This window comes from Enterobacter cloacae complex sp. IR5418, from assembly GCF_049238105.1.
Classification (GTDB): Bacteria; Pseudomonadota; Gammaproteobacteria; order Enterobacterales; family Enterobacteriaceae; genus Enterobacter; species Enterobacter hormaechei.
This window is the reverse complement of the sequence record NZ_JBMKHS010000038.1, coordinates 1-22,351: the sequence shown is the minus strand read 5'-3', so window position 1 is coordinate 22,351 and position 22,351 is coordinate 1. Positions and strand designations below refer to the sequence as shown.

At 54.5% G+C, this 22,351-nt stretch carries 26 protein-coding genes and 1 pseudogene; 25 read left to right on the top strand and 2 right to left on the bottom strand.

What is annotated here, in order from left to right; all coding sequences use genetic code 11:
* The first annotated feature begins 72 nt into the window (after positions 1-72).
* Together ACOTX7_RS20635 and ACOTX7_RS20630 are read left to right on the top strand one after the other, a co-directional pair.
* A complete protein-coding gene (locus tag ACOTX7_RS20635) occupies positions 73-510 on the top strand; it encodes a hypothetical protein (RefSeq protein ID WP_045351066.1) in 438 nt (145 codons plus the stop codon).
* Between the two features lie 134 nt (positions 511-644).
* Positions 645-1,082, top strand: a complete 438-nt coding sequence (locus ACOTX7_RS20630; protein WP_052686676.1) for a hypothetical protein — start codon at positions 645-647, stop codon at positions 1,080-1,082.
* A 22-nt stretch (positions 1,083-1,104) separates the two neighbouring features.
* On the opposite strand, the gene ACOTX7_RS20625 is transcribed toward ACOTX7_RS20630, so the two are convergent.
* Together ACOTX7_RS20625 and ACOTX7_RS20620 are read right to left on the bottom strand one after the other, a co-directional pair.
* Positions 1,105-1,422 (bottom strand): hypothetical protein, encoded by a 318-nt coding sequence (locus ACOTX7_RS20625; protein ID WP_132013141.1) that lies wholly within the window; start codon positions 1,420-1,422, stop codon positions 1,105-1,107.
* A gap of 133 nt (positions 1,423-1,555) precedes the next feature.
* Positions 1,556-1,876 (bottom strand): hypothetical protein, encoded by a 321-nt coding sequence (locus ACOTX7_RS20620; RefSeq protein WP_045351067.1) that lies wholly within the window; start codon positions 1,874-1,876, stop codon positions 1,556-1,558.
* A gap of 374 nt (positions 1,877-2,250) precedes the next feature.
* Here ACOTX7_RS20620 and ACOTX7_RS20615 point away from each other — a divergent pair, with 374 nt between their 5' ends.
* From ACOTX7_RS20615 to ACOTX7_RS20505, 23 genes and pseudogenes are all read left to right on the top strand, one after another.
* Positions 2,251-2,610: an HNH endonuclease gene (locus tag ACOTX7_RS20615; protein WP_045351068.1), complete on the top strand. Its 360-nt coding sequence runs from the start codon at positions 2,251-2,253 to the stop codon at positions 2,608-2,610.
* A gap of 136 nt (positions 2,611-2,746) precedes the next feature.
* Positions 2,747-3,181, top strand: a complete 435-nt coding sequence (locus tag ACOTX7_RS20610; RefSeq protein WP_029485139.1) for a P27 family phage terminase small subunit — start codon at positions 2,747-2,749, stop codon at positions 3,179-3,181.
* 34 nt (positions 3,182-3,215) lie between these two features.
* Positions 3,216-4,931, top strand: coding sequence for a terminase large subunit (locus tag ACOTX7_RS20605; RefSeq protein WP_221813652.1), 1,716 nt, complete (start codon positions 3,216-3,218; stop codon positions 4,929-4,931).
* Positions 4,925-5,104: a hypothetical protein gene (locus tag ACOTX7_RS20600; RefSeq protein WP_010433111.1), complete on the top strand. Its 180-nt coding sequence runs from the start codon at positions 4,925-4,927 to the stop codon at positions 5,102-5,104. The genes ACOTX7_RS20605 and ACOTX7_RS20600 overlap by 7 nt, the downstream gene beginning before the upstream one ends.
* Entirely contained in the window at positions 5,104-6,363 is a 1,260-nt protein-coding gene (locus tag ACOTX7_RS20595; RefSeq protein ID WP_050861117.1) for a phage portal protein, read from the top strand. The genes ACOTX7_RS20600 and ACOTX7_RS20595 overlap by 1 nt, the downstream gene beginning before the upstream one ends.
* A 33-nt stretch (positions 6,364-6,396) precedes the next feature.
* Positions 6,397-7,314 (top strand): S49 family peptidase, encoded by a 918-nt coding sequence (locus ACOTX7_RS20590; protein WP_126313448.1) that lies wholly within the window; start codon positions 6,397-6,399, stop codon positions 7,312-7,314.
* Between the two features lie 69 nt (positions 7,315-7,383).
* The gene (locus ACOTX7_RS20585) at positions 7,384-8,679 is read left to right on the top strand and encodes a phage major capsid protein (RefSeq protein ID WP_058648156.1); all 1,296 of its coding nucleotides are present in this window, start codon (positions 7,384-7,386) and stop codon (positions 8,677-8,679) included.
* 59 nt (positions 8,680-8,738) lie between these two features.
* The gene (locus ACOTX7_RS20580; protein WP_228041936.1) at positions 8,739-9,182 is read left to right on the top strand and encodes a hypothetical protein; all 444 of its coding nucleotides are present in this window, start codon (positions 8,739-8,741) and stop codon (positions 9,180-9,182) included.
* Positions 9,163-9,486 carry a head-tail connector protein gene (locus ACOTX7_RS20575; RefSeq protein WP_126313446.1) on the top strand — a complete coding sequence of 108 codons (324 nt, stop codon included), beginning with the start codon at positions 9,163-9,165 and terminating at the stop codon, positions 9,484-9,486. The genes ACOTX7_RS20580 and ACOTX7_RS20575 overlap by 20 nt, the downstream gene beginning before the upstream one ends.
* The gene (locus tag ACOTX7_RS20570; RefSeq protein ID WP_044865532.1) at positions 9,483-9,824 is read left to right on the top strand and encodes a phage head completion protein; all 342 of its coding nucleotides are present in this window, start codon (positions 9,483-9,485) and stop codon (positions 9,822-9,824) included. Before ACOTX7_RS20575 ends, ACOTX7_RS20570 begins: the two co-directional genes overlap by 4 nt.
* Positions 9,805-10,185: a hypothetical protein gene (locus tag ACOTX7_RS20565; protein ID WP_126313445.1), complete on the top strand. Its 381-nt coding sequence runs from the start codon at positions 9,805-9,807 to the stop codon at positions 10,183-10,185. The genes ACOTX7_RS20570 and ACOTX7_RS20565 overlap by 20 nt, the downstream gene beginning before the upstream one ends.
* A 5-nt stretch (positions 10,186-10,190) precedes the next feature.
* Positions 10,191-10,601 carry an HK97-gp10 family putative phage morphogenesis protein gene (locus tag ACOTX7_RS20560; protein WP_010433124.1) on the top strand — a complete coding sequence of 137 codons (411 nt, stop codon included), beginning with the start codon at positions 10,191-10,193 and terminating at the stop codon, positions 10,599-10,601.
* A 17-nt stretch (positions 10,602-10,618) separates the two neighbouring features.
* Complete coding sequence (locus tag ACOTX7_RS20555) at positions 10,619-11,092, top strand: phage tail protein (RefSeq protein WP_126313444.1); 474 nt, start codon at positions 10,619-10,621, stop codon at positions 11,090-11,092.
* Positions 11,093-11,150: 58 nt separating this feature from the next.
* Entirely contained in the window at positions 11,151-11,495 is a 345-nt protein-coding gene (locus ACOTX7_RS20550) for a phage tail protein (RefSeq protein ID WP_126313443.1), read from the top strand.
* A gap of 29 nt (positions 11,496-11,524) precedes the next feature.
* On the top strand, positions 11,525-11,734 hold the full coding sequence (locus tag ACOTX7_RS20545) for a hypothetical protein (protein WP_050861122.1): 210 nt from the start codon (positions 11,525-11,527) through the stop codon (positions 11,732-11,734).
* Complete coding sequence (locus ACOTX7_RS20540) at positions 11,724-14,696, top strand: phage tail tape measure C-terminal domain-containing protein (RefSeq protein ID WP_421626150.1); 2,973 nt, start codon at positions 11,724-11,726, stop codon at positions 14,694-14,696. Before ACOTX7_RS20545 ends, ACOTX7_RS20540 begins: the two co-directional genes overlap by 11 nt.
* Positions 14,696-15,052, top strand: a complete 357-nt coding sequence (locus ACOTX7_RS20535) for a phage tail protein (protein WP_126313441.1) — start codon at positions 14,696-14,698, stop codon at positions 15,050-15,052. Before ACOTX7_RS20540 ends, ACOTX7_RS20535 begins: the two co-directional genes overlap by 1 nt.
* A gap of 82 nt (positions 15,053-15,134) precedes the next feature.
* The gene (locus tag ACOTX7_RS20530) at positions 15,135-15,884 is read left to right on the top strand and encodes a phage minor tail protein L (protein WP_126313440.1); all 750 of its coding nucleotides are present in this window, start codon (positions 15,135-15,137) and stop codon (positions 15,882-15,884) included.
* 2 nt (positions 15,885-15,886) lie between these two features.
* A complete protein-coding gene (locus tag ACOTX7_RS20525; RefSeq protein WP_126313439.1) occupies positions 15,887-16,603 on the top strand; it encodes a C40 family peptidase in 717 nt (238 codons plus the stop codon).
* Positions 16,584-17,186 (top strand): tail assembly protein, encoded by a 603-nt coding sequence (locus ACOTX7_RS20520; protein ID WP_126313438.1) that lies wholly within the window; start codon positions 16,584-16,586, stop codon positions 17,184-17,186. The genes ACOTX7_RS20525 and ACOTX7_RS20520 overlap by 20 nt, the downstream gene beginning before the upstream one ends.
* Before the next feature lie 65 nt (positions 17,187-17,251).
* Entirely contained in the window at positions 17,252-20,827 is a 3,576-nt protein-coding gene (locus ACOTX7_RS20515) for a host specificity protein J (RefSeq protein WP_126542417.1), read from the top strand.
* 1 nt (position 20,828) lies between these two features.
* Entirely contained in the window at positions 20,829-21,794 is a 966-nt protein-coding gene (locus tag ACOTX7_RS20510) for a DUF6453 family protein (protein ID WP_126313436.1), read from the top strand.
* Positions 21,795-21,854: 60 nt separating this feature from the next.
* Positions 21,855-22,351 (top strand): annotated as a pseudogene (locus tag ACOTX7_RS20505) (tail fiber protein); the annotation flags it as partial.

Genomic DNA, 22,351 nt, shown 5'->3' with positions numbered 1-22,351 from the left:
TGATGGGATGCTCGCTATCGGAAGTTAGATACCTACCAGGGTAGAATAACCTCCTTAAATCATGGAGGCTTTATGTTGCAGGCGATTTTGGGAGCAAGTTGGGCAAACATCTGGGCATCGATTTCGGCAATTTTTACATTATTGGCAGTTATTGTTGCTGGGTTGGCACTGTTACGTTGGAAAAAACAAGATGAGTTGAAGGCTAAGATGGCTTTTAAACAAGCTATTGCAGATTACCTTTACGCCTTACTCCTTCTTCCTGATGACTTAAGTGATGAGAAGGCATACGCCGATTATTACGACTTAAGGATGAGTTTGATTTCAAAATTTAATCAATGCCGTAATACTTTTCTTTATTGCGAAGGTTTGCTTGATAAGGAGATCGATGTTCTGGCTCACTGGAATAATATTTACTCGCATCATTCATCTTTTCTTAAAGGAGAGGACGGTAGCACTGTTCTGCATAATGCGTGTGACAGCATTCTGAAGATAAGATTCGTCTTTAAGTGAAAGCCGGGTTTCCCCGGCTCTGCTTCAGAACATATCCATCTGCGGTGTAGCACGGGGATCGTATTCATCAACAGCAATCCCCAGTTTATGCGTTTACCAGGGTAGAATAATCTACTTAACTCAAGGAGGTTTTCATGTGGCAAACAATCTACGCTTGGCCGTGGGCAACAATTTGGGCTGCAATATCTGCAATATTTACAGCTGCAACCGTAGGTATTGCGTTTTGCGCGATGAAAGAATGGAAAAAACAGGAGCAGTTTAAGGCGAAGGTAAATTTTAAATCAGCCGTCGCCAAATACGCCTATTGCCTGGTTGCGCTTCCAAGCCATTTGAGCCCTCCGGGAACCACAAGGGATAATCCAGCGAAGATTGATGAGCTGACTGATTTATTGGCTGAAGCCGCTTTTGCTTGGTTTAGCCTGGAGGGTTCGTTGGTGGACAATAAGCATGTGACGGAATCTTGGCTTTTCATCAATGACAATCATATTCGATATGTGGATGGCGAGATTTCCTATCATGAAATTCATACGCACTGCGCTAATATAGTCACCAAGCCAATTAACAAGAAGTAAGCCGGGTTTTCCCGGCTTTGCTTTAGAACATATCCAACTGCGGTGTGGCGTGGGGATTGTACTCATCAACAGCAATTCCCAACTCCTTTCTGAACCACCGCGCGACCAACTGTCGATGGCAAAACTCTCCCGGCGGCTCCCAGCACAGCAGTACAGGCTCACATCTTGCCAACAGATGCAGCTCATTCCAGGTCTGTTCCGGATTCAGCTTCGCCAGTATCTCGTGCTCATAGAGTTCGATATAGCGGGAAACTGAAACCGAGTTAAACCATTCCCCCGGCGCCAGCTTCTTAAACGTGTGATAACTCGCGTGGGGGGGGGCGCGTCGCGTACCGGGCAATGCTGATTCCGCCTACAAGGACCAGCTCGATCAGTTTTTAACGTTGCTTAGATACCATAGTGCGAACCTCATAAGGGGGTAACTCAGTAGTGGATTGTTTAATTCATTGTTTTTAAATAAAAAAATAATGAGGTTAGGAAAACTTAAGTCCAATTAAAGCCAAAATCGCAGGTATAGCTTTGGCGGCGATTGTAAAAATCACATGGAACTTAGTTTTTTCTTTTAGCTTACTCAAGTCGTATCCAATCCATATGACAGCGAAGGCTATACCAATCCACGCTAAAGAAACTTTTAAATTATTTTCTTCCAACAGCGCAGCATTAAGCGCGGCGGCGTAGGGAATGCTGAAAATAAAGGCAATCATTAGCACCATGCATGTTTTGTTGTCACTTGGATGATGCGGTTTTTTCTGTGATGTAATTGCGAAGGTGCTGAGTTGCTGATTAGTTGTCATATGTATATACCTTAAAAGATTTAAGCAAAGTATAATAAATGAATTAGCTGGTATTTATTACCTCCAATTAATAGTAGGGTGCTAGCGAAGGAAGGTGCGAGTTAGATGAATGAACCATGAAACTACCAACTTAAACCCTTAATTTGTGGGGGCGAACTTAATAAAATTCAGTTCATGTTGGATGTGGTTAATATGTGGGCTTTATAATGTATAATTATTAGCTTGATCTCATTTTTATAAGTTGGGATTGCAAGTCATCATGGTTCTTATAACTCGCCAATGTAATTAAGTGGGGGGGTTATTAAGCATGAATGACAACATTTATAATGGAGTGAGGTTAATGCTCAAACTCATCAATATTAAGACAATTAGCTATGCCCCCTCGTATTAAAAGACCTTGTCGCCATATGGGGTGCTCAGCGGTAGTGAATGATTCATTTGGCTACTGTGATCTCCATCAAAAACATGCCAGTGAAGGATGGCGCAACTATCAGAACGGTAAAAGCCGACAAGAGCGTGGTTATGGGCGTCCCTGGGAAGTCAGGCGTGCACGTATCCTTCTGCGAGATAAACATATATGCCAGGAGTGTCGACGCGCTGGCATCGCAACACGTGCAAATACCGTCGACCATATCCTTGCCAAGGCTCACGGAGGAACGGACGATGATTTCAATCTGGAGGCATTGTGTTGGCCATGCCATCGAGCCAAGACTGCAAGGGAGCGTCTCCGGTGAAACTCGGCCGGTCAGCGCATGGGGAGGGGGGGATCAAATCCTTAACCCCTTTCGCTTTTAAGGACTGCCGCTCCCGGTAGTTTTTTGCGCGTGAGAAATAAGAATTTTTTTTTGATGATTTTTGAGGTGTTTCGCTATGAGTACCGGAGTGAGATCGCCGGGTGGAGGCCGTAAGCCGAAGAAGACCGGAACGCAGGTCAGTTCTCTGACTCGTGCAGTTTCACCGCCGGATGAACTGCTGGGTGAGATGGCGATCGATGCCTGGAAACGAACCTGTAAAATTCTGATTAATCGTGGTTCGTTTGAAATGGAGGACTGCTATCTGCTGATGGAATATTGCAATACGGTGCAGCTCCTTTACGACGCGAACCAGGAAATAAAAGCTGATGGGATTGGGGATGAAACTGCTGCCGGTGGGCAGAAAATGGGAGCTGCAGTAAAGGCGCGGGATAAGTATATCTCACAGCTTATCCGTCTTAGCGTAGTTCTGAAACTTGATCCCAACAGCAGAGCCAGAAAACGCGCACCGGGCGAAGAAAGTAAATCCGGCAATGAATTTGACGAATTTTGATTGGGACGATGTTCCCAATTCTTAGGGACTTATTATGGCCGCGTACCCGAGCGTCAATATGGCGAACCAGTATGCGCGGGATGTGCTGAACGGGAAAATACTCACCTGCAAGAGCATCCAGCTGGCATGCCAGCGCCATTTTAATGATCTGAAAATTTCTCTCGATAAGGATTATCCCTACCGGTTCGACCGTGAACTGGCGGAACGTGCCTGCCGTTTCGTTCAGCTTTTACCGCATTCCAGCGGTGATTTAGCCGGTCAAAAACTGAAGCTGGAACCCTGGCAGGCGTTTGCATTCAGCTCAATTTTCGGCTGGGTTACGAAAAAGACCAAAAAGCGCCGATTTCGCGAAGCGTATATCCGGGTGGCCAGGAAGAACGGGAAATCGTTTTTCGCGGCAGGCATAGGCACGTACATGTTCTGCGCTGACGGCGAAAACAGCGCGGAAGTGTACTGCGGGGCCACCACGATGGCGCAGGCGAAAAAGGTCTTCACCCCAGCCAGGCAGATGGCAGACCGCCTTCCGTCGCTCCGTTCAAAATTCAATATTTCGGTCTGGGTTGACAGCCTGACCCGCCCTGACGGTTCGCTGTTCGCGCCCATCGCCGGGAAGCCTGGCGACGGTGACAGCCCTCACTGCGCGATCATTGATGAATATCATGAGCACGATACGGATCACATGTATGAAGCCATGACGCTGGGCATGGGCGCACGTTCGCAGCCGCTGACGCTTATCATCACCACGGCGGGTACGTCGCTGGAATCGCCATGCTACGACAAGGATAAGCAGGTCAAGGAGATGCTCAACGGGCATGTGCCTAACGACCGCCTGTTTGGCCTGGTTTACGAGCTCGATGAAGGGGACGACTGGACCGACCCGACCAACTTCATTAAAGCGAACCCTAACCTCAACGTGTCGATATCGTATGACGATCTGCTGGCGGAGATGGAGGTCGCTAAACAGGTTCCGCGCAAGGTCAACGCCTTTAAAACGAAGCGTCTGAATATCTGGGTATCCGGTAAAGCCGCGTTCTACAACATGATGCAATGGCATGCCGCCGCCGATAAATCCCTGCGCTACGAGGACTTTGCAGGAGAGGATTATTACCTCGGTCTGGACCTCGCCCAGCGTCTTGATCTTAACGCGGGTGTTGGCGTTTTCGTCCGCGAAATTGAGGGTAAGAAACATTACTACTGCATCAGGCCGAAATTTTGGGTACCGGAGGACACGGTCCGGAGCACGGACCCGAAAATTGCCAAAACTGCAGACCGGTATGTGAAGTTCGTCGAAATGGGGGCGCTTGAAGCGACAGATGGGGCAGAAGCGGACTATCGCGAAATCCTGGCCAGCATTATCGACCTTCAGGAAATTGATAAGGTCCGCGTCAGCGAAATCCCCATCGACCCCAGCGGGGCCACGGCACTCAGCCACGAGCTGCAGGACCACGGGTTTGAGCCCATTTCTATCCGGCAGGACTACACCAACATGTCGCCGCCGATGAAGGAGCTGGAAGCGGCGCTCGCTGGCGGTCGTTTCCACCATGACGGGAACCCGGTCCTGTCATGGTGTATCAGCAACGTTATCGGAAAAAATGTCCCCGGAAGCGACGATATCGTCCGGCCGACGAAGGGCGACAAGCAGTCAAAAATCGACGGCGCGACAGCGCTGTTTATGGCTATCGGCCGCGCAATGCTGAACGGTCGGGCCAGCAATCAATCCGTTTATGATGAGGAAGACGTCGCATGTTAACGGCAATTATTACTTTTATGATCGGCCTGTTCGGCGCGGCGCTTATCTCGTTTGGCGCGTGGATGGTGTTTCCGCCTGCAGGCGTTATTGCTGCAGGCGTGTTTTGCCTTCTGGCATCCTATTTTGCTGCCAGAGCCGCTGCGCCTGCGAATGATTCTCCAGGGGGTAACTGATGTTCATTCCTCAGTTCTTCCGGGGCAGGTCGCGTCCGGGAGGGAGTAACTGGACAACGGTTCTCGGGAGCGTCAGCGCCAGCAAGAGCTCATCGGGCATGCTGGTTACGCCGGAAACGGCAATGGGGATTGGGGCCATACGCGCCTGCGTAACGCTCCTTGCCGAATCCATCGCCCAGCTGCCCGTCGAGCTTTATCAGCGCGACGAAAAAGGCGGTCGGCGCAGGGCAACGGATCATCCCCTGTACGATGTAATCCACTCCCAGCCGAACAGAAAGGACACCAGCTTTGAGTATTACGAACAGCAGCAGGGCGTGCTGGGGCTTGAGGGGAACAGCTATTCCCTGATTGACCGGCACGGCAACGGCGATATCGCTGAACTGATACCGATTAACCCCAAAAAGGTCATCGTCCTGAAAGGGCCGGACGGGATGCCGTATTACGAGCTGCCTGAGCTGGGTGAAACGGTGCCGATGCGCATGATGCACCACATCAAGTATTTCTCGCTCGACGGGTACATCGGCACCTCACCGATTCAGACGAACGCGGACGTTCTAGGGCTGGGCATGGCTGTTGAGCAGCACGCCGCGCAGGTGTTCGCCCGTGGCACCACGATGTCCGGTGTGATTGAGCGCCCCAAAGAGGCGGGAGCCATCAAGAGCCAGGCGTCAATTGACAAGCTTCTGGCCAAATGGACGGACCGGTATTCCGGTGTGCGAAACGCCTTCAGCGTGGCGTTGCTGCAGGAGGGCATGAGCTATAAGCAGCTGTCGCAGGACAACGAAAAAGCGCAGCTGCTGCAGTCGCGCCAGTGGACGGTAAACGAGGTGTGTCGGCTTTACAAAATCCCGCCGCACATGATTCAACTTCTCGACAAATCGACCAACAACAACATCGAGCACCAGGGGCTTCAGTACGTGATGTACACGCTGCTGGCCTGGCTGAAGCGCCATGAAGCGGCGATGATGCGCGATTTGTTGTTACCCAGCGAGCGTCGCGACTTTTACATCGAGTTCAACGTCTCGTCGCTACTACGCGGCGATCAGAAATCGCGTTACGAGTCCTACGCGCTGGGCCGCCAGTGGGGCTGGCTGTCGGTAAACGATATCCGGCGCATGGAGAACATGGCCCCGGTAGAGGGCGGCGACAAGTATCTGACGCCGCTGAATATGGTCGATACCAGCACCGTTCACGGGCTGGATAAAGCCACCCCCGCGCAGATAAGCGAAATCAGCGCAATCCTGCAGCGAACTGCATAAAACCTGATTATCAGGCTCTCACAGGTATACACAATGTCGAAATTAATCAACCTGCCGCACCTGGCTGACCAGGTGTTCGGGGTGCCTCACTACGCCACGCGGCAAATCATGGACTCGGTGAAGTCGATCCTGGTTCCCCGCCTGCAGGGCATGAATGTGGCCCCGCTGGAAATGGCCCTGGGGCCGGATGAGTCACAGGAAACGAATGAACCTCAGCAAAGCGGCGGCGGCGTGGGCGTTATTCCTGTCCACGGCATTCTGGTCCCCCGGCGTGGACAGATCGTGAATATGTGTACGGAGCTGAACAGTTACGAGCGTATTCGCGGCAAGCTGGCTTCCCTTCTGAACGACCCGGGCATTAAAGAAATCGTGCTCGATATTAACTCGGGCGGCGGCGCGGTATCGGGCTGTAAGGAGCTGGCTGACTACATTTATCAGTCGCGCAGCGTGAAGCCCATTACGGCCATCGTGAACTTCAGCGCGTTCTCTGCGGCGTACTTTATCGCGTCGGCCTGCAGCAAAATTATCGTCAGCGAAACCAGTGGCGTGGGCTCCATCGGGGTCATCCTGGAGCACATGGAAGCATCGAAATGGGAGGAGAGCGTGGGGCTGAAATTTACCACGTTCTCGCGCGGCGATAACAAGAACAACGGCTCTCCACATGAACCGCTGACGGAGCTGGCCACGTCCCAGATACAGGCGATGATCGACGGCGCATACCAGACGTTCACGTCCTCCGTCGCGCAGTATCGCGGCATAGATATCGACGCCGTTATCGGCACCCAGGCCGCGCTGTATTTCGGGCAGAACGCCATAGCGGCAGGGCTGGCAGATGAGATGTCCGATCCTCAGTCAGCCATCAACGCGATTGCCGCGAAATACAAACCCTCGCCCCAGCAATCCAGTATCCAGTTACGTGCTGCTGTTATGGATCAGCAGGCCCGTATGTAACCCGACGCGAAGCGTCACCGTAAGCAGCCAGATGGCTGCTTTTTTTTATGCTTAAAAGAGAGAAAAACGATGAACAAAATCGAAGAACTGCGTCGCCAGCGTGCGGGTATTAACACTCAGGTTCAGGCCCTGGCACAGATTGAAATGAACGGCGGCACGCTGAGCGCGGAGCAGCTGGAGCAATTCACTGACCTGCAGGCTCAGTTTGATGAGCTTTCGGCGTCCATTGAGCGTCTGGAAGCGGCAGAACGCCTCGCTGCCACCACGGCAATTCCGGTGAAGGCTGCGCAAAACGGTCGTAACGCACCGGCGGTGCAGGTGAAAGCCGAACCGGCTCAGTACAAAGGCGCTGGCATGACCCGCATGGTGATGGCCATCGCGGCGGGTAAGGGCGATCTGCAGCAGGCCGCTTCGTTCGCTGCGGAAGACCTGAACGATCAGGGGCTGTCGATGGCTATCACGACCGCAGCCAATTCAGGCGGCGCGCTCGTTCCGCAGAACATGCAGAACGAGGTGATTGAGCTCCTGCGCGACCGCACCATCGTGCGTAAGCTCGGGGCGCGAAGCATCCCGCTGCCGAACGGTAACCTGGCGATCCCGCGACTGGCCAGCGGCTCAACGGCAAGCTATGTCGGTGAAGGCAAGGATGTGAAGGCGAGCGGTGCGACCTTTGATGACGTCAAACTGAACGCCAAAACGCTGATCACCATGGTGCCGCTTTCCAACCAGCTGATTGGTCGCGCCGGATTCAACGTCGAGCAGCTGGTGCTGGGCGATATCATCAGCGGCATCTCCACCCGCGAAGATAAGGCGTTTCTCCGTGACGACGGCACCAACGACACCCCGAAAGGGATGAAAGCGGTAGCTACAGCTGGTAGCCGCACGCTCCCATGGGTGGCGGACGAAGAAGTGAACCTGCAGACCATCGATACCTACCTTGATGCGCTGATCCTCATGGCGATGGACGGTAACAGCAACATGTTGAAGTGCGGCTGGGGTATGTCCAACCGCACCTACATGAAGCTGTTCGGCCTGCGCGACGGGAACGGCAACAAGGTGTATCCGGAAATGGCAGTGGGTAACCTGAAAGGCTATCCGATTGAGCGCACCTCGGCTATTCCGGCGAACCTGGGCACGGGCGGCAAGGAGTCTGAGATTTACTTTGCTGACTTCAACGATGTCCTGATTGGCGAAGACGGCGCAATGGTGGTCGATTTCTCCCGCGAGGCGACCTACATCGATGCAGACGGGAACACCGTTTCCGCGTTCGCGCGTAACCAGTCCCTGATCCGCGTCATTATGGAGCACGATATCGGCTTCCGCCATATTGAAGGCCTGGCGCTGGGTACCGGCGTTACCTGGTAATATTCCGACAATCGTGATTAACAGCCCGCCCCGTGCGGGCTTTTTTACAGGTGAACATCATGGCTCCTAAAATCAAAAACACTCAGAAAGACGATACCGCCACCGACACCAACGCTGAGCCTGCAGTAACGACCGCAGCGGCGGCTGATACTTCGGCACCGGCACCAGACGTTAACACCGGTTCTGCAGGCGATGCCGGTGATGGTACCGAACCCGGTCCGGACGGCGACGATACGGAATCAGGTGATGATGCGAAACAGGACGAAACCCCAGAGGAACGTATGTCAAAACTGACTGGAAAAGTCGCTTCGGTACAAAACGGGCGCGTCGCGGTGACGTTCCTTGGTCCGTTCAGCCGCTACAGCCGTGGCGATGTGGCCTGCTTTGACAGCGTCGTCGCTCAGGACATGGTGGACCGAAATATCGCCGTCTGGGCAAAAGATGCAGAACTCGCCCTTCAACCGAATAAGGACGATGACGCGCATGATACTGACATTGGCTGAAGCCAAAACCCAGCTGCGCCTCGAGCTGGATTTTGATGAGCACGACAGCCTGCTGACCAGCCTGATTGACGCGGCTCAGCGCAGCATCGAGCGCAGCTACTACTGCAGGCTGGTAGAGAACCAGGCGCAGCTTGACGCACTGCCTGACGGTGAGACGGGTTACATCATTGATGAAGATATCAAGCTGGCCGCGAAGATGATGGTCTCGCAGTGGTATCTGAATCCCACCGGCACGGCAGAAGGTTCGCCGTCCGATTTGGGCGTTGAGTACCTGCTGTTCCCGCTAACGGAGCATACCGTATGAGTGACCCCCTGCGCCCCGGCGAGCTGAACTGCCGGATAACACTTAGCTATATGGAAACAGAACGCGGGGAGCTCGGCGAGACGCTTCCGGCCCGTGAGGTGAGCGCCGGAAAGGCCTGGTCCAAAAAGGAGCTGGTCTCCGGGCGGAAGGTCCGGACGCTGGACCAGCAGCAGGTCGTCGAAACGTGCCTCTTCACGCTGTACCCGCGCAAGGTTGACGTGGACTGGAAGGTATCGACAGCGGACCGGGTATATACCGTTCGCAACGTCGAGCGCCTGACGGATCGGATAATCATCACCGGAGAGGCGGATTCACGCCATGATCGAGTCAGCAATTAAAACCGCCGTCGAGCGGATTACCGGGCTGGATACGTACCCGATGCTGCTTCCGGATACGGTGCAGGAAGGCGCGACGTTCCAGCGTATTTCCGACCCGCAGGTCGGTGACGGACTGAGGCGGACCGGGCTGTCCGAGGTCCGGATACAGATTTCGCTTTATGTTGTCGACCGGTACACGTCGCTGCTTCAGTTCGACGGTGCGCTCTGGGCTGAATGGAAGGAAATTGTTCATGGCCAGCTGGAAGGTCAGCCCGTCCAGTACGTTGAGCGCGGAGGCATACAGCAGGGGAAAACCACGTTTCCCAACAACCGCATCCAGTACCGGCTGGTTCGCGACTTCATCTTCACCGTTCCGGAGTAAATGCCATGCAGATGGACATTAAATTCCCCACCGGGAAGGAGTTTGACCGGCTGCTGGAAAGCATCGACAAAAAAGTGGGGGTGAAACTCCTGCGCGATGCCGGACGCGCCGCGCTTGCTGTTGTCGAGCAGGACATGCGGCAGCACGCCGGTTTTGATGAGGAAAGCATCGGGCCGCACATGCGCGACTCCATCAAAATTCGCAGCACCAACGTGGCAGAGACCTCGCGCTATAACACCATCGTTACGCTGCGCGTCGGTCCCAGCAAAATTCACCACATGAAAGCGCTGGCGCAGGAGTTCGGTACCGTCAAACAGGTTGCCGCCCCCTTCATTCGTCCGGCGATGGACTACAACGTTCAAAAAATCCTTAAAGTGCTGGCCGCAGAAATCCGGCTGGGGCTCGAAGGGCGTTAGCAATCAGGAGAGAGTAAATGGCAGATCAAGAAATCAAATCCCCGTCAGAGTACGCGGTACTCCCTGCGGGTACCGAGGTTCGCTACGGTCAGAAGGGCGCAACCATTACCACCGCCGCGCTTCTGCAGAGCGCGATGGGGATTGGGGCAACGGGGAAAAAAGGCACTTTCCTCGAAGTGACGCGGCTCATCGACACAGAGCCGAAATACATGGCCGACATGGGCGAGGGCGAAGATAAAACGCTCGTCTTCATTGACGATCCATCCGATACCGTGCAGGAAGCGCTGCTGAGCGACGCCGATGCGAAAAAAACGGTGGTCTTCTTCATGAAGTTCCCCAACAAGCGCATTTCAGAAGTCGAACTGGTGCTGGCTGGCTGGAGCCTGCAGGCCGTTGACACGCCGAAAGGCAAAGTGCTGCAGGTTGAGGTCTACGGCAAGCAGAACAGCGTTAAATGGTCCGTTGAGCAGCCAGCCGGTGGCGGCGAGTAACCTTCTATTTCCCCGCGCCGGTCGCGGGGCTTTTTACTGATGAAACAGGATAAAAAACATGAACTACAAATCCCTTATCAACCCACTGAATACCACCGTTGAAAAAACGCTCCTCGGCCAGAAGGTGTATCTTCGCCGCCTGACCAGCGCCGAGCTGGATGACTATAACGACAAAGTTGAAGCCGGACGCCAGTCCAGGCTTCCGTCGCGAGAGCTGTCCGCGATGGGGGTAAACCTGTTTCTGGCGGCGCTGGTCAATGAAGACGGCAGCAAGCCAAAAGCCAGCGAACTGCCCACTGCAGACCAGCTGATGGCCGCCCACGCGAACGCCGATCTTCTCGAGGCGGTCACGCTCGTTCAGCGCCATTCTTACGGCACGCTGGAGGAAGCCACAAAAAACTAACCGACTCGTCCCATCTCAGGCTGCTGTTCATGCTGGCAGACCGATGGGACGAGCCGGACCCCCGCAAAATAGCCGAACTTCCGGCGAACATACTGACCCACTGGCAGGCCTATTTCGATCTCCTGAGAACGGAGGCCGAAACGTCAGCGCCGGTGCATTCTCCTCCGGTGACTGCTGCGCAATCTGAAAGCGACCAGCAGTTCGCTGACTGCTTCAGGATATTAGGACATGGCTGCTGACGTTGCGTCGTTGGCTGTCGCGCTGCATCTCAACTCCGCCAGCTTTAAATCACAGTTTGCTGATGCTATGCGAACGGCGGACAGCAGCGCCCAGCAATTTAACAGGAAAGTCCAGACGGACAATCAGAAAACCCGGCAGTCGTTTGAAGGGCTGGGAAAGGGGATTACCGGGCTGGACGCCGACTTTAACAAGCTTGGCAAAACGGTCGACAAGCGCCTGACCGGACTGGATGAAATGCGCGGTCTGCTGGCCAACATTTCAGCTGGCAGCACGGTTGCCGGAAGTTCTATCACGACGGCGCTGGTTTCAGCCCTCAGCGAGGGTATGAGCACCGCGCTGGATAACAGCATTACGGGCCTGAAATCCCAGCGGCAGGCCCAGATTGAGTTTACCCAGGCGCAGGTAAGCGCCGCGCAGGGCTCGATAGAGAACGCCAGGCAGCTGCGTGCTGAAGCTATCGAGAAGCAGAACATCGCAGTTAAGACCATTGAAGCCGCCCGTGCCGACCGCGAGCGCGCTTTTGCGCTCGATGAGCATTTTGCCAAACAGGCCGAGGTGAACAAGCAGTACGGGCTTGCAGTCAGCTATGAGGCCGAGCACGTTAAAAATGCCAGAACCATTCAGGAGGCGAATCTTGCTGAAGCGAAGGCGAAGGGTAGCCTTGCAGAAGCGACGAAAACGGTGCTGGCGGCTGATATCGCCGAGTCTGCCGGGAAGCAGCAGCTGGCCACCTCAACGCGCCAGCTCGCCGTGGCCAGCCAGGAGTTATCTCTTGGCCAGCGAGCTGCTGCAGCCAGTGCAGGCCTGCTGCGTGGAGCAATGGCGATGGTCGGCGGTCCTGTCGGGCTGGCCGTTATTGCCGTCGCCGGTGCGGTGACCGCGATTTACTCGGCCTACTCCAACAGCGAAGCGGTCATTAAGGGGTATACGCAGGCGTTACAGAAATCCGGACAGCAGTCCGTTATGTCGGTGATGTATCTGCAGAACCTGACCTCCAGCCTCGGTGATTCAGATCGCGCCGTAAAGGCGGTTACGGCATCCGTGTCGGCGGGTTTCGGCGGTAATATGCTGGAGCAGGTCGCCAGCCTTGGCACGCGAATGGAGGAAATCGGGCAGAGCTCCGACGATCTCGTGTCGCTGCTGTCGAGCCTGAAAGGCGATCCGCTGCAGGCGCTTCAAAAGCTGACCGACCAGGGAATTTTGCTCAACGGCAGCATGATAGACCAGATAGTCACGCTCGAGCGCCAGGGGAAAACCTCTGAAGCAACGGCGCTGCTGCAGCAGGCGGCGATGAATGACCTTGATACCAAACTCAAGGAGCAGGAATCGAACGTAGGTGGGCTGAAAAGCGCGTGGAAATCGCTGAAAGATTTTGTCGCAGATGCGTTCAAAACGATGGGAGACGCGCACATCGCCACCGCGCAAGCGATGGCTGCGGGTGCAGGTGTTGATCTCGATACCACTCCTGACCCGGCAATCAAGCAGCGTGAAGAGGCGGAAAAGCAATATCAGGCACAGAAAAAGCAGCGTGAAGAAATTTCGAAGCGTCTGAAGGACGAAAACACGCTTTCAGGGCTGCTAAAAGCCGGGACATCGCGTGAAAAAGAGCGGGCCGATGCCGTTGCGCTTGTTAATGCCAATTTCACCAAAGGAACGGCTGAATACACGCAGGCAATGCGCGGCATCGACAAAATGTATGCCGAGCAGAAAAAATCCCGCGAGAAGGCGTACAGCGACGATGCTGCGACCACGCGCCTGAATCAGCTTCGCCAGGAAGAGGCCGCGCTGCGGTCCCAGAACGAACAGACCGAGACGCTGACGCAGTCGGAAAAGAAACTGGCGCAGTTCAACCAGGAAATCGCTGACCTCAAGGAGAAGCGTATCCTGACCGCTGGCCAGCGCAGCATTCTGGCGCAGGAAACGGAGCTGCGTCACCAGCTGGAGATTAACGCCAGCCTGGATAAAGCCAACCAGCAGCGCAAACTAGGCCTTCAGATTCAGGAGCAGAACCAGGAGCTTTACCGCTCAACGCTGCAGCTGCAGCAGGAATATGCAAACGGTATTTCCCAGATGACCATGAGCTCAGCAGCGTATGACCAGATGGTAGCAGAGCAGCAGGTACGGGAGCGTTTTGCAAAGCTCCGGGAAGAGCAGGATAAAACGATTTCCGATCACAGTTCCGAACTGTACCGAAAACAAACTGAGGTGCTGAGGGATGAAGAGCAGAAGCAGCTGGAAATTGTCCGTAGCGGTGCAGAGCGGAAAAAGCAGGTAGAAGGGTTATCGTTTGACGGGATGAAAAAAGGGCTGACGGACTGGCGAGTTAACGCTGAAAACCAGTTCACCCAGGTTCGCGACATCGCCATAAACGCGATGGATGGCATGGGTACTGCCCTCTGGAATGTTGCGTCGAAGGGAAAGGGAGAGTTCAAATCGCTGGCCGTATCTGTTATCGACGATATTGGCAAGATGATCACGAAGATGCTGATGCTGAACGCTATCAAATCCGGTGCTTCAGCGCTGGGTGTGAGCAGCTGGTTCGGTTGGGCTGACGGGGGTTATACCGGCGACGGCGGCAAGCATGACGTCGCCGGTGTGGTTCACCGTGGCGAATGGGTGGTTCCGCAATCTGTGGTCAAGAAGCCTGGCATGCTCAGTTTCCTGAATCAGCTTACCTACGGCAATGGCTACGCCGAAGGTGGGCTGGTCGGTGGCGGCGTGGCAAAACCATCCGGAGACTCGTATTCGCAGCCCTCTGCTGGCCAGGGCAACCTCCATTTCTCTTTAACTATTCCGCTGCAGGTCATTCAGCAGGGCGGCGCGAGTCAGGAACCTTCCTCAAAAAGTCAGGAGCTTCTGACCAGCGAGACCAAAGCCCGAATTAAGCAGTTTGTTATTGAAACGCTTGATCGCGAACTGGCCAACGGAGGCATGATTGACACCAAAATGAGGACGGCCTGATGGCATTGCAGACGTTTACCTGGTCTCCGCGTAATGGCCCTGAGGGAGACTTTAAGTACCGAACCAGCAGCGTACAATACGGCGATGGCTATGAGGCAGTAACCGGAGATGGCATTAACCCGGAGACGCAGTCATGGCCATTAACGTTCACCGGTATGAATGAGGATATGAAGCCGGTGCTCAAGTTTTTGCGTGAGCATGGCGAAGTCAAAGCATTCAAATGGACCAACCCGTTGGGTGAACTTGGTCTCTACCGCGCAACGCAACTGAAGGTCACGGCTCTTGATTTTGCACGAATGACTATATCAGTCACTTTCTCAACGGCATATCGGGCCGAGCCAATAGTGCAAACCTAACCAATTAATTATTTATCCATTCATATGAAACCCCGGATTACGGGGTTTTTTATTGGTGTAGTGTCCTGTACGTGAGGAAGCTATGAGCATTACTGCTGACGATCAAAAACTCGAGCCCGGCAATCAGATCACCCTGTTCGAAGTTGACGGCACCGCCTTCGGTGCCGATGTTCTCTATTTCCACAACCACGCAGTAGCGCACACGGAAGAAGAAGTTCTCGCTGCCGGTGATGATGAATCGAAGCTCCCAGGTAAGCCGATTTACTGGCAGGGCATCAGATACGATCTCTGGCCATGCCAGATTGAGGATATTGAAGCCAACGGTGACGGAACGCCTGTGTCACCAAAATTATCCGTTGGGAATCTGGACGGTTCGATCTCCGCGCTGTGCCACCTTTTTCAGGATATGAAGCAGGCAAAGGTCACCATCCACCGAACGTATGCGCATTACCTCGATGCCAGTAATTTCCCGGACGGGAACTCACAGGCCGATCCGACTGCCGAGCAGCTGGAGGTGTTTTACATCGACAGCAAAACGGCAGATAACGAAACGGACGTCCAGTTCAAGCTGAGCTCGCCTGTTGACGTGACAGGGCAGAAGGTTCCGGCCAGGCAAATGACCAGCCGCTGCGCCTGGTGCCTGCAGGGCCAGTATCGGGGTGCGGACTGCGGTTACACCGGCACGAAGTATTTCGATAAGTTCGGCAACCCGGTTGATAACCCTGCAGATGATGTCTGCTCCGGAACGGTCGCAGGCTGCAAGCTGCGCTGGGGGGAAGATGAGCAGCTGCCGTTTGGCGGTTTTCCGGCAATTGCGATCACGAGGATTTAATCATGCTGAGCCAGCGACTTATTACCGCCATTGAAAAACACGCTGCTGCAGCCTATCCCCATGAATGCTGTGGCCTGATTATTCGTGCCACACGCCAGCGCCGGTACATCCCCTGCAGTAATTCACACGAAAATCCCAGAGAGCACTTCATGATATCTGCGCAGGCCTGGGCTGATGCTGAGGATATGGGGGAGGTGCTGGCCATCGTTCATTCACATCCGGATGCGGGGCCGCACGCTTCCTCCGACGATCTGAAGTCGTGCCACGACTCCGGATTGCCCTGGGTGATTATGTCGTGGCCAGGCGGTGAGTACACGGTGACCACACCGGCAGATACACCACCGATCCTCAAGCGGCCCTTTATACATGGCAGCTGGGATTGCTACGGGCTCATCCGGGACTGGTATCAGCAGGAGCGGGGCATCGAATTGTCTGATTTTCACCGTGACGACAACTGGTGGACGCGCGGCGAAAACCTTTACGTAAAACACTATGCCGAAGCGGGATTTTATTCTCACGCCGACGAGCTGCAGGTAGGGGATGTGATCCTGATGCAGTACAAGGCAGAAGAAATCAACCATGCAGGCATCTATCTGGGCGACGGGAAAATGCTGCACCACATGTACGGCAAACTGAGCGAAGTCGTTCCCTACGGCGGCATGTGGCGCGAGAGAACAATATTGACACTGAGGTACCAGAATGGCGATGAACACAGTTGAGAAAATCGTGCTTGTGCGGCTCTATGGCAAGCTCGGCACTTTATTTGGACGTGAGCACCGCCTTTCCGTTTCTTCGGTGCGGGAGGCTATCAGGGCGCTTTGTATCATGCTCCCCGGCTTTGAGCGCTGGCTCGATACGAGTGAAGGACGCGGCGTGACCTACAGCGTGTTTAACGGCTCCCGCAACGTGCCTGCAGAAGAGCTGCGCCTGAACGGTGTGCATGACGTTATCAGGATTGCGCCGGTCATTATCGGCAGTAAAAAGGCAGGGGTGTTCCAGACCATATTCGGTGCGGTGCTTGTAGCGGTGGGTTTTGCGCTGAGCTTTACGCCAGCTGCAGTGGCCTCGCCGTTCCTCTACAAAATGGGGGCGGCAATGGCGCTTGGGGGCGTTGTCCAGATGCTCACGCCCAGCGGCACACAGGGCATGACGATGGACTCCGGAGACACCCGGAAAAGCTATTCGTTTGGCTCCCCAATCAACCAGTCTGCAGCGGGAAATGGCGTCAATCTTCTCTTCGGTAAGCGTCTTGTTGCCGGTGTTCTTATCAGCGGCGGCATCTATGCAGAAGAACAGCAATAACGCTTATCTCGCGACATGTTTAATTTTCCCGCTCAGGCGGGATTTTTTTTGCCCGGAGTTTGCATATGGCAGTAATCAGGGGTTCGAAAGGGGGCGGTGGCGGCGGTGATAAAGGCGGCAATCGGGGGACCGAGATCGCCTCCGTAGCGTACATGAAAATTCTGCTGGCGCTGACCGAGGGGGAAGCTGCAGGAGACTTTACCGGTAAAGATATTTATCTCGATGGCACACCACTGCTTGATGATGCTGGCAATGAAAATTTTCCTGGCGTGACGTGGGAGTGGCGCAGCGGCACCGTGGATCAGGATTATATTGCTGGCTTCCCGGCAGTAGAGAATGAAATCAGCGTCGGAACGGAGCTGAAATACGGGACGCCGTGGGTTAAATCCATTAACAACACCCAGCTTTCTGCAGTGCGCCTGCGGCTTAAATTTCCGAACGGGGTTTATAAACTGCGTGACAGCGGCGGGAAGGATGGCTACCGGATAGCGTTCGCTATCGATATTTCAACCGATGGCGGTTCCTACGTTGAATACGGCACGGATGAGGCGGACGGCATTGCCGCAGCCGGGTATGAGCGGAGCTATCGAATTGACCTGCCGGCAGCGACATCCGGCTGGCAAATCCGCGTCCGACGCCTGACGGAAAATACCACTGATGGGCGGCATGCGGATACTTCGCGCATTGAATCAATGACCGATATTGTCGATGCCAAGCTGCGCTATCCGCACACGTCGCTGCTGTTCATCCAGTTTGATTCGAAGCTGTTTGACGGCAGAACGCCAAACGTCACCGTGGAAATGAAGGGGATAATCGTTCGCGTACCAGCGAACTACGATCCTGTTACCCGCACCTACAGCGGCACCTGGGACGGAACCTTTAAGTGGGCATGGACAAACAACCCCGCCTGGATTTTTTACGATCTGGTGCTGAACAAACGATACGGTCTGGGAAAACGGATCACCGCAGATTTAGTCGATAAATGGACCCTGTACCAGATTGCACAGTACTGCGATGCGCAGGTTTCGGACGGTGCAGGCGGGAAAGAGGCGCGGTACCTCTGCGATTTGTACATTTCCCAGCGTACCGATGCATGGACCGTGCTGATGGATTTGGCGAACATCTTCCGGGGGATGATCAGCTGGTCCAACAATCTTCTGTCCGTTGACGCCGATATGCCCCGTGAGCTGGACCCCGACTTTGTGTTCAACAAGTCGAATATCGTGGGCGCGTTTAACTTCTCCAGCACATCGGAAAAGACGAACTACTCGTCAGCAATCGTCACCTACAGCAATCCGGCCAATGGCTATCAGGACGATCAGGCCAGCGCCTGGGTGCCGGAAGTCTCTAACCGGTTCGGCTTTAACACCATAGAGCTGTCCCGTATCGGGTGTACGCGGGAATCAGAAGCGCAGCGGCACGGGCTTTACGCTATTGAAACCAACCGCGATGACAATGGCGTGGAGTTTAAAACAGGGATGGAAGGGCGCATCCCGCGTATAGGCAAGGTGATCGGCATCAGTAACGCCCCGCTGTCCGGTCGTGAGAACGGCGGTCGCGTAGCCGCAGCTTCCGGAACGAAAGTCACGCTTGACCGTATTACCACTGCGAAAGCGGGGGACACGCTTATCGTTAACCTTCCCACCGGCAAATCCGAAGGCAGGAAGGTGAAAAGCGTCTCCGGACGCGCAGTGACCGTTGAGACAGCGTACAGCGTTACCCCAAATGCTGAATCAGCCTGGGTGCTTGACCAGCCTGATTTAGCCATTCAGCTGTTCCGCGTTAAGCGGCTTATGGTTAATTCGGATAACACGGTCACCATTAACGGTCTGCCTTACAATCCGAACAAGTTTCCGCGCGTTGATGACGGCGCGGTGATTGAAGACAGGCCCGTCAGCGTTGTGCCGCCACGCGGTCAGGGAATGCCGGAAAATATCACGCTCTCCAGTGTTTACCGCGTTGAACAGGGGATAGGTATCACCACGATGGTTGTTACGTGGGATACCGTCAAAAATGCCGTTGCCTATGAGGCGCAGTGGCGTCAGAACAACGGTGACTGGATTAACGTTCCGCGCACCGGCAACACGCGCTTTGAGGTTGATGGAATTTACTCCGGGCGCTACGTGGTCCGAATCCGCGCGGTTAACGCGCTCGATATCGCATCCCTCTGGGCAACGTCAGCAGAGACAGAGCTTACGGGTAAGGTCGGAAAGCCGCCGATGCCCGTGAATCTCACTACACAGCCTTTGGTGTTTGGGATCGGCATTTCCTGGGGATTTCCATCCGGAGCGCAGGACACGCAGAAGACAGAAATACACTACAGCGCCACGGCTAACGGTGATTCTCCGTTACTGCTGGCAGACGTGCCTTATCCCTCATCGTCCTACCAGCAAATGGGGCTGCTCGCCGGAAAATCGTTCTGGTACCGGGCAAGGCTCGTTGATCGCCTCGGCAATCAGAGCGACTGGACCGAGTGGGTATTTGGTCAGTCGAGCACGGACGTATCTGATATCACCGATTCCATTCTCAAGGAGATGGAGGAAACAGGTTTACTGAAGGATGTCGTTGAGAATGCCGTCGACAGCAATGAAAAAATTGCTGGCATGGTTGATGACATAAAACAGGCCAACGACGAACTGGAGCTGCAGGCGAAGAATATCGCCAAAAATGCCCAGAACATTGGGAAGGTACAGACCAGCGTTAATGAGCTTTCCAGCACGGTCGGGGATGTTTCGTCTTCACTCAGCCAGCTTGAGAAAACGGTGGCAACAGAAGATGCCGCCCTGGGCCAGCGAATCGACAGCATCAGCGTATCCATGGACGGCATGACGGGTGGAGTGAAGAACTCAGCTATCGCCATTATCCAGAACGGGTTGGCTCAGGTGGCCACGCGTAAATCGTTGACGGCTTCAGTCGCGGGGAATAGCGCTCAGCTGGACCGTATTGACGAGGTTATCGTTAACGAGAAGCAAGCAACGGCGCGCTCGCTGCTGAGCCTGCAGACGGACGTTAACGGCAACAAAGCATCTATCAATAACCTGAATCAGACGTTCTCGGATTACCAGCAGGCTGTGGCCACGCAGGTAAACAGCATCACGGCGACCGTTAATGGCCACACTTCTGCGATCACCACCAACGCGCAGGCTATTGCCAACGTCAACGGCGACCTGAAGGCGATGTACAGCATCAAGGTCGGGTTATCCAGCAACGGCCAGTATTACGCGGCGGGGATGGGGATCGGCGTTGAAAATACGCCATCCGGGATGCAGTCACAGGTTATCTTCCTGGCTGACCGCTTCGCGGTAACGCACAAGGCCGGAGCGACCGTTACGCTTCCGTTCGTTATTCAGAACGGGCAAACCTTTATCCGAAATACTGTGATTGGTGAAGGGACTATCGACAACACCAAAATCGGCAGCTACATCCAGTCCACAACCTGGGACGGCACGGGTAACGTTGGCTGGCACATCAACAAGTCAGGCTACGCGACGTTCAACAACGTTACCGTTCGCGGCTCGATTTACGCCACAAACGGTAATTTTTCTTTCAATGGCTCCGGCAACACAACGGTTATCAATGGTAATGGCGTAACCATCAATATACCGGGAGGTGGCCGGATCGTACTCGGGACATGGTCATAAAATGCCGACAGGATTATTGATAGAACTGAATGACGGCGGAAAGCGTATGGAGATAACGGCGGGCCTGAGATGCCCGTCGTATGGGGCCAGTTTTGACAGTGGCTACCAGAAAGCAAAATACGCGGACATTGCCGGTTATGTTTCCGGGGCGCAGGTGCTGTTTATCCCGCACGCTACGGCTTACCTTGATTCAGGGCTGCTTCATAAGATGAACTCGGTCACCATATCGGGGAGCCGCGTCACGCAGAACTCAACGATGAAAGACAACCGCATCAGCGAACGGGATAGCACTTACACGTTTCCGGGAAGCCTATGGCAGATATTCCCGACAGGTCAGCGAAGTGGGGTGGGCTTGTTCATCAGCAACAGTACAGACTTCACCTCGATAACCAATGCCACACAGTCAGGTCAGTGTATCTGGAAGGGTACCGTTAATGTTCCGACCGGGGGTTGGGCGGTTCCCACGATAGCAGGTTATGACAAGTCGAAATATATCGTTTTTGGACGCTGCAACAGCGGCAATACGATTGACTTCGACGGAAATACGGTCAGGTTCTTCAGCCCTCCGTCCACGAATGATGACGCCCCCGCAACAGGCACGATAGACATCGTTATCTTCGCCAGCGGCGTAGCGCCGCAGCCTGGTACCGGCCTCAATATTTTCAATGCTGCCGGTGCCTGTACGTTTTCAACCACAAAACGGCCATTCGTATATCTGAACCAACTCTGGAGCCCTTCGACAAGCACCGTGAGCATCGGTAGCGGCTATGTTCCGCTGGGGAGATTTGGGCTGATGGTTCATATGGTCAATGGCATGTACGTGTATCGGATGTTCGGAATAAAAATACAGAACGGCAACGCTTCAGTTCAGGGCGGGAAATATCTTGGTCGCGAGCAGTATGCCATTTTCGGTAATAACACGATAACGCCGCTCAGCCTTCCGGTTCTGCCTGATATGTACGTCTGAATTATCTGTCTATTCAAATCAACCTCGCTTCGGCGGGGTTTTTTATTGCCTGGAGAAAATATGCTTTATAACACCGGCACCATCGCCATTAACGGAAATACTGCAACCGGCACCGGCATGAACTGGATGGCACCCGCCAGTCAGGTCCGCGCTGGCCAGACAATTATCGTGATGTCTAACCCTGTGCAGCTGTTCCAGATTTCATCCGTGAACAGCGCCACGTCGATGACGGTTGCGCCAGCTGCTTCCCCGGCGCTGAGCGGCCAGAAGTACGGCATTCTGGTATCTGACAATATCTCGGTCGATGGCCTGGCGCAGGCGATGTCGCAGCTCATCAAAGAGTATGACGAGAATATCGGTGCGTGGGAGACATTCGCCACCACATCTGCAAATCAGAGCATCACTGTAACCATCAACGGCACCGCCGTAACCATCCCCGGCATCGGGAAATTGGCGCAGAAAGGGAGCAACGGTGCGCTTGCAATCGCTGACGGCGGGACCGGGGCAACGAAGGTGGAAGACGCTCGCACAAACCTCGGTTTGGGAAGTAGCGCGAC